Genomic DNA, 12,592 nt, shown 5'->3' on the forward strand with positions numbered 1-12,592 from the left:
CAGAGATCTTTTCATTTATTCTTATGAATGAATAGAACTATGTTGGAATCAGGGAGAATCCTTTTCCAACATATAGAATGATTCTCGGTCTTTGCTTAGGCCTCTTCGATTACCGTTAGGATTTGGTCTCCTAAGTCGACCCTTCTGTCAGCGGTCCGGATAGAAGATCGGATCCGATCCTTCGGCTGAAGATATTCCTTTCGTTTCAATTGACCTTTTACGAACAATTCCCATTTCTTTTTCTCCGATAAGAGAGCAGCTATTTTCTGGATCAATTTTCCCGGAGCCCTTAATGCACAACCTGAGGGAGTCCCTGTGATCAGAACATCACCCGGAGTTATATTACAAAATTTTGATAGTTCAACAATGGTCTCCGCAGGTTTGAAAACCAAGTTGGAAGCGGTATCATGTTGGCGGATCTCGTCATTTACAAGAAGGGTAAGTTCCAGATTTTCCAAGAGCGAAAAGTCGCCCGGTTCTAAGACGGCGAGCATGGGGCCTGCAGGTAGGAAGGTTCTATAAGATTTTCCCTTATACCATTGTAATTGAGGAAGCTGAACATCTCTCGCGGAGACATCGTTTGCCATGAAGAATGCGGCTACGAACTGCGGGGCATTTTCGAGAGTGACCTTGGAATCAGAGTCGATCTTTTTACCGAAAACCAGTCCTAGCTCGATCTCATAATCCAGAAGCTTCACATGTTTGGGGCGGATGACGTTCCCGACGGGAGAAGTGAGAGAAGCATCCGATTTTGTGAAGAACATGTTGTAGGTCTTATCGTCCGGATTTAATCCGGATTCGATCAGATGTTGTCTATAATTGGCACCTTGACAGACGATCTGACAAGGTGCAGTTATAGGAGAAAGAATGGAAAGCCCGTCTAGTGAAACTTTCTTTTCTGTTTTTATATTCGGATCTTTTTGAATGGCTTCTAAAAATTCCTGAGTGCTGATCTCTCCGAATCCTAAAGGGGTCACAGATCCATCTTTGTAAAATCCCCAATCTACTTTACCTTTGTCCTGAAATCGAATATAGTTCTTTGCCATTTTTTCTTCCTTAGTATTTGATCCATTTTCGAGGAGACAGAGAGGCCATTGCCTTCATTTGCATTAATGTTCGGATCCGGATCTCTCTTTTTGCAAAGATGCCCTTGATGAGTTCCTTTAAGGTACGGAAATTCAATTTGGAATCCAGAAAATCTTCCGGCATATCCTGTCCCCATTGGTATAGGCTTTTACGACTGATCTCATGGAATCCTACCGGTACAGAATGATCGAACTTATCACCATCGGTATAATGTTCCACTAACATTCCTGTGGGATCTCTTTGGTAGTCGAAAATCTGACTGCCTAATAAATGTCTACCTAATCCCCAAGCAGGTTTCCAGCCTTTAGTAAGTAACCATTCTCTCCCTTGCGCGATCTCATCTAGATCCTTCAGTTCGAATGCGCAGTGCTCTAAGCGATCTTCTGCCCCTGAGGCGATCACGATCGTATGATGATCCGTCAATTCTTTCCCTCTATCACATCTTAAGAAGGCAAGGACCGGCTCCTTGGATCCGGGAAGCAATTGTATATCCGATGGGATGAGCCCGAATGTATCGCAATACCATTGGGCATTCTTCAGGAATTCCTGTTTTAAGAAAACTGCATGTCCTAATCGGATCACTTCCGGGGGTCCGGAAACGCTCGGTTGGGGCATATTGATCCGCTTTGTATGATCGAATCGGTTCCAAATACGATTTGGATTCTGCACTGGTATGCTCGGATCGGAAGAAGAAAAGACCGCATCCACTGGAAGTCCGGAAGGATCGAGTAGGGATACGGAAGGTGCATCACCGAACCTTCCTTCGGAGCGGAAGATCGCATCATCTAACTTTCGCAATTCTGCAAATTCCTTCTTGTCCGAAATGAAGAACCCAAAGCCCAGCAAAAAATCCCTATTGGCCCTTTCGATGGACCAACAGGGGAATTCGGAGCTAATAGCATGGAAAAGAATTCGGTCCTCCGTTCGACTCTTAACTTTTAAGCCGAAATCAGTGTAGTAATGATACGCAGATTCCAGGTCTTTTCTGCCTAATCTAACGTAAGCAATGTCTTGTGCCTTACTGATCGGACTTTTTGAGTGTATCGGAATACGTGTTGGCATATCGATTATAAATGAGAGAATTGTCAAAAATGAATAATAAGTCAACTGTAAAAGAGGGTTTATTTGCGTAAATTTTCCTTCAAGGCATCTTCGATCTCTATTTTTAAGGCCTTTGTCGAGTAATGGATCTCTAGTAAAGAATATACGAGGGACAGGATCATCAATAGCAAGGATGCTCCGAAAAAAGACCAGGCCAGATCATTCTGTAGTGAGATCGATCCGATAGAAAGTATACAGGAGATCAAGCTCAAGATCCCGAAAGATTGTGAATATCGTACTAATGAGATCCTAAATCTTAGATTTTTTACCTGAGCCACCAACAATTCCTCTCGGGTTTCCCTGTATTTGTCTAAAAGTTGTCTTGCGAGGGAGGCAAGTCCGAAGAATCGATTTGTAAACGCTAACATCAAAAGGGAAATTGCGGGAAATAGTAAGCCTGGAGTATTGTACGAAAGTTGGGCCATATAAGGTCAGCGACTAATGCTCATTGATAATAAACAATCAATAAATGAGATATCTCTCAATATTGTAGTTGCTCCAGTGGTCTTCCGTATCGAAATGGTAATGATGGCAATTACAAGACATAGAAAAGTCCTTCTCCCAAAACGGGAGAGAACAAGAGCTCAGATTATGAATGCTGCTTTAAGAATCTTCGCCGTTAAGGATGCCGGAGAGACTTCGATAGCGGAAGTTTCTGCAGAAGCTGAAATTGCAAACGGTACTTTTTATAATTATTTCAAAACGAAAGAAGAACTATTAGAGGCTTCCGCTCTTGCTTTAGCCGAGTCTTTGGTAGCCGAAGCAGTTACTCTTATGCCCGATATCACCGACGGAGCCGAAAGAATGGCTTTGGGCGGAATGCTCTTCTTGAAGAGAGCGAGAAACGATGCAGATTGGGCCTGGGCATTGATCCGTGTGGCCGCAGTCGCACCAAGGATGAGCGAGCTTCTGCGCGCTCAACCTTTGAAGGACATGCAAAAGGCAATAAAGTCCGGAAGATTCACCATCGATTCCGAAGAATCCGCATTGGGATTGTATGTTGGCGCCTTGCATTATGGGATCCGGAATATTTTGGAAGGAAGAGTAAAGAATAAGTCTCACGACGTAGAAATGATCGCTTTCGTCTTAAAGGCCTTCGGCGTCTCTGCAACTACTGCGAAAAATATTAGCCAAAGAGCCTTCGATAGAGCCTGGAAAGAATAAAGAGACATTGCGATCATCGGTTCCGAGCCTTAGAAGCCAAGCTTACGAATCGTTTGATGACTTGGAATTTGATCGAAGAGCGTAAGCTCACTTTGTCGAAAATAGGAGCGGTTCCGGAAATTTCTCCTTTGGCTGCTAAGTTCGGAAAGAGCTTCAAGGCATGTCCTCTATCAATTCCCGAAAGAGTAGAAGAAGAAAATTGTTTTAATCTGCTTAGTTCTTCTCTTTGATGAATCAATAGCGGTTCCGGCGCGAATGGGAAATCGCTACCGAATAGAATATGATCCGGTTCGACCAATTCCTTCAGTGCGGCCATTGCAAAGGGAGAAGGGGACAAGGCAGTATCGAAATAAAACCTTTTTAGATAGGTGAGTATTCCTTGCGGTGTCTTTTCTGAGATCTCCGGAAGAAGATTTCCTAAGGACACTCTCCAGGCCACATAAGGTAAGAATCCTCCCGCATGCGCCAGGATCCATCTGATCCTCGGATATTTTTCGAGTGTTCCTGAGTAGATCAGATTGACTGCGGCTCTCGTAGTATCACATAGAAATTCCAAGATGAAACCGGGTGTTTTTAGTCCCAATGTTTCGCTGCTTGGGTGAATATCGGGATGCACGAATACAACCGCATTTCTTTTATTCAACTCTGCCATAAGCTCTTCAAAGTCAGGATCTCCTAAGAATTTTCCTCTGGTGCTTGCAAGAAGAACGATCCCTTCCGCTTTCAGAGTATCCAATGCATAGATCGCCTCTTGGGTAGCTTCCTTCGGTAAGGGCATGGGAAGGATCGCAAAGGATCCGAATCTTCCGGGATATAACTCCTTTATTTCTTTTGCATATTCGTTGCAGCGGCGGGCCAATGCTACTGCGGCATCTCGATTCCCAAAATAGACTCCAGGCGAGGAAATAGAGGTGATTGCAGTCCTGATCCCATTGATATCCATAGCATCCAATGACCTCTTTGGGGCCCAAGAAGGAAGGGGAGCCCCCGCAACGATCTTAATTCCCTGCTTCTCCAAAATTTCGGTATAGAACGAAGGGATGAAGTGGTGATGCACATCGACTATATTGATTTCCTTACTCATAAGCGTGTCTCCCCGTCTCTTAAGACTAACTCTTGTTGGTTCATTTTAAATAACGATCGTAACATAAAAAAGATATATTTCATAAATATGGATACTATTTTAAAATGAGAGATATTTCAAAAATAATACTATAGTCAACTACGTTTAATCCACTCCTCTTGAAAATATTTCCCTTCGCCGGGTACGCCATGTCATTTTTGGTTGACAAAAGTTTTTTATGAGGAAGATTGCAAAAAATAATTATATATTTAAAAATGAGAGTTATCTCATAAATATGACCATCAAAATATAACGTATGTTCGAGGAAGGGATATTGGGATGAAAACGTTGGATACTCAGGTAGGCGCAAGGCTCCTACCTGTCGGAACAAGAAAGATCCAGTTCTATGAGACTGGAATAGGCGAGCCTATCTTAATGTTGCATGGGGGAGGTCCTGGGGCTTCCGGAATATCGAACTATTCGAGGAATATAGAAGCTCTTGCTGAAAATTTCCGAGTGATCGTTCCGGATATGCCTGGTTACGGAGGATCCTCGAAGGGGATCAATCGAAAAGATCCGTTTGGCGACCTTGCAGGAACAATGCTCCAGTTTCTGGATGTCCTTGGGATACCCAAAGCGCACGTGATCGGAAATTCTCTCGGTGGAGGTTGCGCCTTACGGATGGGATTGGAAAGGCCGAATCAGATCTCTTCTCTGATCCTCATGGGGCCAGGTGGAGTGGATACGACTAGATCTCTCCCTACAAAAGGCTTGAATCGTCTTTTCAACTATTATTCCGGTACAGGTCCTAGCTTAGAAAAGATTACGGAATTCATTCGGGAATACCTGGTATACGAAGGTGCTAAGGTTCCTTCTTCTTTGATCGAAGAAAGATATAGATCAAGCATTGATCCTGAAGTTGTGCAAGCCCCTCCTTTGAGAAGGCCAAAAGGCATTCCTAATTTCAAGAATTTGGATTTCACCAGAGATCCTCGGCTTTGGAAATGCGAGATCCCAACCTTAGTTCTTTGGGGCACGGAAGATAAGGTAAACCGACCAAGCGGAGGCCCTTCCCTACAGAAACGCATGCAGAATTGCGATCTGTACTTATTCAGCAAGACAGGCCATTGGGTACAATGGGAAAGAGCGGAAGAATTCAATTCGATTACGAAATCGTTTATTAAGAATCGATCACAATCTGAATTGTCAGGGAGGAACTAGGAGATGTTCGAAATTCCTTCTGTACATCCATTTAATTTTGCTCAATTAGGTTATGCGATTATAGACTCCGAACAACTGGACCAGTGGCTGGTATTCGGAAGGGATGCGATAGGACTTCATGCTGAATATCTTTCAGAAGATACTCTTTCCTTTCGGATTGATCGACATGCGAGAAGATTCCTGATCCAAAAAGGAAAAGCGGAAGACTTTACCTGTTTGGGATTTCAGATCCAAGATGAGAGTTCCTTAAAGACCATATTAGGAATATTAAAGAAAAAGAAAATAGAGGTCAGAAAGGGAAACGGAATAGAAGCGGATCTAAGAGGAGTGGGCTCATTTTGGCAATTTTCGGGACCCAAGGGATTGAAAATTGAGATCTTCACCGATCCGATCTTAACGAACACTCCTTTGACAATGCTGTCCGAGGGTTTCGTTACGGAAGAGTTCGGAATGGGACACGTGGCATTAGTCTCCAAGCAGCCTGAAAAACTGGTGGAGTTTTGGATGGAGATCTTCGGGGCCAGGATTAGCGATTTCATCGAACAAAAAATGTCCGGGGTCACCTTGGATATTACCTTCCTGAGAATGAATCCTCGTCATCATTCGGTAGCGATCGCGGCGACGAGAGGTCTTCGTATGGATCCTATTTCCAAGAAGATCCAGCACTTGAATATAGAAGCGAAGAATTTGGAGGACATGACCCAGGCTTATCATCGTTGTAAGCAGTTGGGATTCGAGATCGCTCACGGGATCGGGCAACATCCCAACGATCAAGAGTTGTCCTTTTATGTGATCACGCCTTCCGGTTTTGAGTTCGAAGTGGGATGGAATCCTATTTCTGTAAGCGAATCTCATTGGAAGCAGAATACATACAAACAGATCAGTGCGTGGGGACACCAACCGGAGATCTCTACAAAATTATCTAGGTGGAACGAATTCAGAAGGGGGTTCTTCTCCCTTTTTCGTTCCGAATACGTCCCGTTTTAATGGTGGAGGATTTTATATTATGGAAAGTTTAAATAGATCGGATGAGCCTCTTTATGATGTGGCAATTATAGGATTAGGTCCTGCAGGATTGACCCTTTCCCATATTTTGGGGAGAAGAGGTCTAAAAGTGATCGTTATCGAGAAAGAACCTGTGTTTTACGGAAATGCGAGGGCTGTATACACGGATGATGAATGCCTTAGGATATTCCAAGCAGCAGGAGTGGCGGATGACGTTCATAAGGACATGATGTTCGATATTCCCGTTCAGTTTACATACGAGGACGGGACACCGATCGGTCAATACATTCCTACAGGAACTCCGAATGGATGGCCAATCGTTAATTTCTTATACCAGCCTTATTTGGAGACAAAGCTAAGCGAGAAACTTGGCAAGTATGATCACGTTAAGATCCTAAGAGGAAGAGAATTTAGATCCCTTACCCAGGACGAAGAGGGCGTAACTGTTTATCATATTGCATCGGAAGGGACAGGTTATGGGCAAAAGCAAGAAAATCCAAAACCGAAAGAAGAGGAGGATGAGCGATCGATCCGAGCCTCCTTCGTTGTTGGTTGTGATGGGGGTAGAAGTAAGGTCCGTGAATTCCTAAACGTAAAATTGAAAGGGAAAAATTTTCCAGAGCCTTGGTTGGTCGTGGATTTAAGGCAAAAGAATTTAGAATTGGGGCTACGTCATTTACCTTATTTCAACTTTTATTGCGATCCGAATGGACCGGTCGTGAGTTGCCCTCAGCCTGATGGGCATCATCGTTTTGAGTTTCGACTCAAGACTGGAACTTCGAAGGAATATATGGAAAGACCGGATACGATCCGAAAGCTGCTGTCCAAGCACGTGAATCCGGATCATTTCGAAATAAAACGTAGATTAGTATATACATTTAACGGACTCGTCGCAGATCGATGGAAGGAGGGGAGAGTTCTCTTGGCAGGAGATGCTGCTCATATGACGCCTCAGTTCATGGGGCAGGGAATGAGTTCCGGGATCAGAGATGCTTTCAATCTTGGATGGAAATTGATCGAGGTGATCCACGGAAGAGCGGGCGAGAGACTACTGGAAACGTATCAGACTGAGAGATACTTTCATGCTAAGGAAATGATCCAGATCTCCACTATTTTAAAGGATGTGGTTTCTTTGGAGAATAAGTTCTTGGCTGCGATGCGGGACGGTTTCCTAAGAGCGGTTCGATTGATCCCGAGCGTTTATAAAATTTTCCAAGAAGGAAAATTCAAACCGAAGCCCAAATACAAGCAGGGTAAGTATTTCGGCATTCCTCGGAATTCTTCCAATCGACATGCAGGAACTTTAATGCCTCAGCCGGATCTTCAGATCATGGACGGTACTAATCGAAAAATGGATCAGATCGCGGGGGACTCCTACGCTTTGATCGGACAGGGTATCGATCCGAGAAAAGGTCTATCCGAGAAGTCTCTTTCTTTTCTGAATTCCCTCGGGACTAAGTATATTACGATTTATGAAAAAGGAAAAAGGCCACAAGGGATCCGAGGGGTGGTGAGGGATTTCGATCCAGGGTTGAACGAAGTGGAAGATATCTACAGTCTCCTAAAGCCTTGGTTCAAAGAAGCGGGATACAAGAAGAACGGTGTCGTACTACTTCGTCCGGATAAATTCGTATTCGGAATGGCGAAATCCAATTCTAACAAACTTGTAGAAGAGTTAGAGCGTCAACTGGATCGGCGACCGGTGCATCGTGCTGCACAAGTAAGATCCTTTGTTCAGGTTTGATATGTTAGAAGAAGATCCTTCTAAGATCAGAGCCGCAGCCTCCGCATTGTGGGAGGCGAGAAAGAATAAGAAGCCGATCCCGCCGATTACGGAAACATACGGCATTCGTGGTTTAGAGATCTCTTATGAAATCGCTAAGATAAACAATGCAGAAAGACTGAGCACTGGAGTTCGGCAGATTGGAAGGAAGATAGGACTTACCTCTAAAGTAGTGCAAGCCCAATTGGGAGTAGATCAACCCGATTTCGGGACACTTTTCTCCGATATGGAATACCTGGATTCGGATAATATTCCCATTTCTAAACTTCTCCAGCCAAAGGTGGAGGCAGAGGTTGCTTTTGTACTTTCTAAAGAGGTCCAAGGACAGATGCCGAGCTATGGAGAATTCCTAAATTGCATCTTATATGCTCTTCCTGCTTTAGAGATAGTGGATAGCGCCATTGAGAATTGGAAGATCAAACTGGAAGATACTGTGGCGGATAACGCATCTTGCGGGCTCTTCGTATTAGGAAACCAACCTGTCTCTTTAGGGAATCTAGATCTGGCAGGTGTGGGAATGTCCTTAAGAAAGAATGGGAAGATCGAATCCATTGGATCTGGTGCTGCCTGCTTAAACCATCCTTTGAGAGCCGCTTACTGGCTTGCAAAAAATCTAATAGAAAGAGGTCAGGCCCTAAAAGAAGGGGAAATCATTCTTTCCGGTGCCTTGGGGCCTATGGTGTCCGTACAGCTGGGAGACGATATACATGCGGAGATCCAAGGTTTAGGAAGTATCTCCTGCAAAATGGTTTAATTCGATCTTTATAAATTAGGTAATTATTATGGAAGGAAAGAAAAAAGTCGCGATACTCGGATCCGGCAATATTGGCACGGATCTAATGATAAAGATCCTGCGAAATTCCAAGAATTTGGAAATGGGTGCTCTTGTGGGAATAGACGAAAACTCCGACGGACTGGCTCGGGCGGATCGACTCGGAATATCGACCACACACAAAGGGGTGCAGGGACTCTTGGAGCTTCCTCATTTTTCGGAGATAGAGATCGTATTCGATGCTACCTCTGCCTCTTCTCATTTGGAGAATGAAAGGATATTAAGGAAAGAGAATCCGAATATTCGAATGATAGATTTAACCCCTGCTGCGATCGGCCCTTATTGTGTTCCGGTAGTCAACTTGGAGCAAAATCTGGATCGAAAGAATATCAATATGATCACTTGTGGAGGGCAGGCCACCGTTCCGATCGTATATGCGGTTTCGAGGATCGTGGAAGTGCATTACGCGGAAATTGTAGCATCTATCAGTAGCAAATCGGCCGGACCGGGAACGAGAGCGAATATAGATGAGTTTACGGAGACGACCTCCAAGGCTTTAGAATTCGTCGGCGGAGCCAAAAAGGGAAAGTCCATTATCGTGATGAATCCGGCTGAACCTCCGCCTATGATGAGGGATACGATCTACATTCTCTCAAAATTAGAAGATCAATCTAAGATAGAGGCATCCATCCTAGAAATGGTCGATGCAGTGCAAAGTTACGTGCCGGGATATAAGCTAAAACAGAAGATATTATTCGATATCATTCCCGAAGACAAACCTTTGAGGATACCGGGCATAGGATCTCTTTCCGGATTGAAAACCACAGTCTTTATACAGGTAGAAGGTGCGGCACATTATCTGCCTTCTTTTGCCGGGAATTTAGATATCATGACTTCGGCGGCCTTGGCGACCGGGGAAAGAATCTCTAAATTAGAAAATTTTAAATTACAAGGGATCTTATAATGACTCTTCCGGAAAACAAGAAACTATTTATATCCGATGTGACTTTAAGGGACGGGAGCCATGCGATCCGTCACCAGTATTCTCTTTCTCATGTGAGAGAGATCGTCCGGGCTCTGGACGATGCAAAGGTGGACAGCATTGAGATCGCACATGGTGACGGATTGCAAGGATCCAGCTTCAACTACGGATTTTCGGCTCATACGGATCTGGAAATGATAGAAGAAGCGGCCCGGATCGTTCAGCACGCGAAGATTGCCACTCTTCTTCTGCCAGGAATTGGGACCATTCATGATCTAAAAGATGCATATAACGCAGGTGTCCGTTCCGTAAGAGTAGCAACTCATTGCACCGAAGCGGATATTTCCAAACAGCATCTAGAATATGCAAGGCATTTGGGAATGGATGCAGTCGGATTTCTGATGATGAGCCACATGATCTCTCCGGAAAAGCTAGCAGAGCAAGGCAAGCTAATGGAGAGTTACGGAGCGGAATGTATCTATGTAGTGGACTCGGGCGGAGCCATGAATATGGGCGATATACGGAATCGTTTTCGGGCTATGAAGGATGTATTGAAGCCGGGGACCCAAACCGGAATTCATGCACATCATAATCTTTCCTTGGGAGTGGCAAATTCCATCGTAGCGGTGGAAGAAGGTTGCGATCGAATTGATGCAAGTCTTGCCGGAATGGGAGCCGGAGCAGGAAATGCCCCTTTGGAAGTGTTTATCGCTGCAGCTTCCCGAATGGGTTGGAACCATGGGACTGATTTGTTTATTCTAATGGATGCGGCAGAAGATCTGGTACGTCCTCTGCAAGATAGACCGGTTCGAGTGGACCGAGAAACATTAGCTCTCGGTTATGCCGGAGTGTATTCCAGTTTCTTACGTCACGCGGAAGAGGCTTCCCGTAAATTCGGTATCAAAACAGTGGATATTCTGATCGAATTAGGAAAACGCAAAATGGTCGGAGGCCAAGAAGACATGATTGTCGACGTGGCCTTGGATCTTTTAAAGTAAACCGGCTCTTACATAATTCCGGAGGTGGGCACCGACGCTCTTCATATGTTCTGTGATCGTGGAATCTAATTCGGTCAGGGAAGGTTGATCGATATTCGGCAATAGTTTCCCTTCTGCAAATCCGTTTAACAGATTCGAATCGTCGATCAGAGTGTCGATCCGGTCCGAAATATCCCAGCTTTCCTTGGTTACCACGTCGACTATATAAGAGTCGTTGTATTTTCCGAATCCTTCGTCTCGATCGGTTAGCTTTACGCTTCTGATAAACGGATGCGTTAGATCCTTCTTTGCATACGCATTTTTTAATACACTAAAATGGTATTTTTCTATTGTCTGGTGTCTATTGGAGATGCGATCGATCGCGTCGTTCTTGGCGTTCTCAAATCCGAAGATCGCCTTGATATTGATCCAAAGCATGCTCAAGGTCCCGTAATTCGGAAGTACTCTTGCATGATAGGGTTGGGTCAGATCTCCTATATAATGCATTCCCCAGCCGAGAAAACGGTATCCCCAGTATTTATGACCCGTTTGGAAGGCATAACGAGACAAGGTCTGGAATTGGAATACTCTGTATCTCGGGTATGTATGAGTGAGAAAGTCCGCAGCTAAAAAGATGATCGGGGACTCGTGATAATAACCGATGTGGAAAGGGACTTGGGTTGCATAATATACTTTAGAATCCCCGAAGGATTGTATTCCAAAACCGTAATCCTTGCCTAACTCTTCCCCATTGTCCAAGAATAGGTTCAGGTCCAATCCGAAATCGGGTTCGTCTCCTGCTGTGGCAAGAACGTCGATAGGACTTACTAGATCACCTATTCGAATATCATAAAATTCGTAATCTTGCTTTAGATCCTTTTCTCCGTAAAGGCTAACTGTGTTCGGGTCTGTCTTTTTTCCGGGAAGAGGTTGTCCCGGAAGGTTCTGTAGATAATAACCGAGTGGTGTGCCTGTATTGACCCGCAGAGCTCTTAAGAAACGATCTCGGATCGATTTTCTGTCCCCACCTTTGAAGGCGAGTATCTCAGGTCTGGGAGCATTCTTGGAATATGTGGAGTTCGCTTCATTTTCCATTTTGTCCATAAGAGAGGCAAGGCCATCTTTTTCCTTTAGCAAGAAATTTTCGAGCGATTCTACCTGGACCTTAGGTGATGAAACTAGTTCCGGCATAGATTCGAGCGCCGGTCTATTGAATAAGAAATGATTCCACCACGCATGTGCCGGTGTAGTGAACAAGCTAAATGCAAATACGCAAATTAAGATACGGTAATACTTAAACACAGCGAGGACATTCTTTCAGAGGAGCAGGAAAGTCAACATAGAATCTCAACCCAAAAGTATATCATGAACGAAGACCTTTGGTTTCCTTTTGGAACAGTTCCGTAAAAAAGCCTTGCTGTCTTTCTTTCTAAGATCC

General features: G+C 44.4%; 12 protein-coding genes. 7 read left to right on the plus strand and 5 right to left on the minus strand.

The window, feature by feature from the left end; translation table 11 throughout:
* Window positions 1-95: 95 nt before the first annotated feature.
* From EHO57_RS17315 to EHO57_RS17325, 3 genes are all read right to left on the minus strand, one after another.
* Complete coding sequence (locus EHO57_RS17315; protein ID WP_135642189.1) at window positions 96-1,046, minus strand: fumarylacetoacetate hydrolase family protein; 951 nt, start codon at window positions 1,044-1,046, stop codon at window positions 96-98.
* A 10-nt stretch (window positions 1,047-1,056) separates the two neighbouring features.
* A complete protein-coding gene (locus tag EHO57_RS17320; protein ID WP_246050771.1) occupies window positions 1,057-1,884 on the minus strand; it encodes a VOC family protein in 828 nt (275 codons plus the stop codon).
* Window positions 1,885-2,207: 323 nt separating this feature from the next.
* The gene (locus EHO57_RS17325) at window positions 2,208-2,612 is read right to left on the minus strand and encodes a DUF2721 domain-containing protein (RefSeq protein WP_135642190.1); all 405 of its coding nucleotides are present in this window, start codon (window positions 2,610-2,612) and stop codon (window positions 2,208-2,210) included.
* 166 nt (window positions 2,613-2,778) lie between these two features.
* Between EHO57_RS17325 and EHO57_RS17330 the strand changes: the two genes are divergently transcribed.
* Complete coding sequence (locus tag EHO57_RS17330; RefSeq protein WP_246050773.1) at window positions 2,779-3,351, plus strand: TetR/AcrR family transcriptional regulator; 573 nt, start codon at window positions 2,779-2,781, stop codon at window positions 3,349-3,351.
* A gap of 13 nt (window positions 3,352-3,364) precedes the next feature.
* Here EHO57_RS17330 and EHO57_RS17335 read toward each other — a convergent pair whose 3' ends face one another.
* Complete coding sequence (locus EHO57_RS17335; protein WP_135642192.1) at window positions 3,365-4,435, minus strand: amidohydrolase family protein; 1,071 nt, start codon at window positions 4,433-4,435, stop codon at window positions 3,365-3,367.
* A gap of 318 nt (window positions 4,436-4,753) precedes the next feature.
* On the opposite strand from EHO57_RS17335, the gene EHO57_RS17340 reads away from it, so the two are divergent.
* Genes EHO57_RS17340 through dmpG form a run of 6 tightly spaced genes read left to right on the plus strand, consistent with a single transcriptional unit; the run spans window position 4,754 to window position 11,175 of the window.
* A complete protein-coding gene (locus tag EHO57_RS17340; RefSeq protein WP_135642193.1) occupies window positions 4,754-5,635 on the plus strand; it encodes an alpha/beta fold hydrolase in 882 nt (293 codons plus the stop codon).
* Window positions 5,636-5,638: 3 nt separating this feature from the next.
* The gene (locus EHO57_RS17345) at window positions 5,639-6,622 is read left to right on the plus strand and encodes a VOC family protein (protein ID WP_135642195.1); all 984 of its coding nucleotides are present in this window, start codon (window positions 5,639-5,641) and stop codon (window positions 6,620-6,622) included.
* Window positions 6,623-6,641: 19 nt separating this feature from the next.
* Entirely contained in the window at window positions 6,642-8,384 is a 1,743-nt protein-coding gene (gene mhpA / locus EHO57_RS17350; RefSeq protein ID WP_135642197.1) for a bifunctional 3-(3-hydroxy-phenyl)propionate/3-hydroxycinnamic acid hydroxylase MhpA, read from the plus strand.
* A gap of 1 nt (window position 8,385) precedes the next feature.
* Window positions 8,386-9,177 (plus strand): 2-keto-4-pentenoate hydratase, encoded by a 792-nt coding sequence (locus EHO57_RS17355; protein WP_135642199.1) that lies wholly within the window; start codon window positions 8,386-8,388, stop codon window positions 9,175-9,177.
* Window positions 9,178-9,205: 28 nt separating this feature from the next.
* Window positions 9,206-10,159, plus strand: a complete 954-nt coding sequence (locus tag EHO57_RS17360) for an acetaldehyde dehydrogenase (acetylating) (protein WP_135642201.1) — start codon at window positions 9,206-9,208, stop codon at window positions 10,157-10,159.
* Window positions 10,159-11,175 carry a 4-hydroxy-2-oxovalerate aldolase gene (dmpG, locus tag EHO57_RS17365; protein WP_135642203.1) on the plus strand — a complete coding sequence of 339 codons (1,017 nt, stop codon included), beginning with the start codon at window positions 10,159-10,161 and terminating at the stop codon, window positions 11,173-11,175. The genes EHO57_RS17360 and dmpG overlap by 1 nt, the downstream gene beginning before the upstream one ends.
* Here dmpG and EHO57_RS17370 read toward each other — a convergent pair.
* Complete coding sequence (locus EHO57_RS17370; protein WP_246050775.1) at window positions 11,167-12,456, minus strand: phospholipase C/P1 nuclease family protein; 1,290 nt, start codon at window positions 12,454-12,456, stop codon at window positions 11,167-11,169. The genes dmpG and EHO57_RS17370 overlap by 9 nt on opposite strands.
* Window positions 12,457-12,592: the final 136 nt, after the last annotated feature.

Origin of the sequence: Leptospira langatensis (assembly GCF_004770615.1) — a bacterium.
In the GTDB taxonomy this organism is placed as follows: Bacteria; Spirochaetota; Leptospiria; order Leptospirales; family Leptospiraceae; genus Leptospira_B; species Leptospira_B langatensis.

Coding starts and splice junctions, on each gene's coding strand:
- EHO57_RS17315 (WP_135642189.1), bottom strand. CDS start 1,046: ATGGCAAAGAACTATATTCGATTTCAGGACAAAGGTAAAGTAGATTGG.
- EHO57_RS17325 (WP_135642190.1), bottom strand. CDS start 2,612: ATGGCCCAACTTTCGTACAATACTCCAGGCTTACTATTTCCCGCAATT.
- EHO57_RS17330 (WP_246050773.1), top strand. CDS start 2,779: ATGAATGCTGCTTTAAGAATCTTCGCCGTTAAGGATGCCGGAGAGACT.
- EHO57_RS17335 (WP_135642192.1), bottom strand. CDS start 4,435: ATGAGTAAGGAAATCAATATAGTCGATGTGCATCACCACTTCATCCCT.
- EHO57_RS17340 (WP_135642193.1), top strand. CDS start 4,754: ATGAAAACGTTGGATACTCAGGTAGGCGCAAGGCTCCTACCTGTCGGA.
- EHO57_RS17345 (WP_135642195.1), top strand. CDS start 5,639: ATGTTCGAAATTCCTTCTGTACATCCATTTAATTTTGCTCAATTAGGT.
- mhpA (WP_135642197.1), top strand. CDS start 6,642: ATGGAAAGTTTAAATAGATCGGATGAGCCTCTTTATGATGTGGCAATT.
- EHO57_RS17355 (WP_135642199.1), top strand. CDS start 8,386: ATGTTAGAAGAAGATCCTTCTAAGATCAGAGCCGCAGCCTCCGCATTG.
- EHO57_RS17360 (WP_135642201.1), top strand. CDS start 9,206: ATGGAAGGAAAGAAAAAAGTCGCGATACTCGGATCCGGCAATATTGGC.
- dmpG (WP_135642203.1), top strand. CDS start 10,159: ATGACTCTTCCGGAAAACAAGAAACTATTTATATCCGATGTGACTTTA.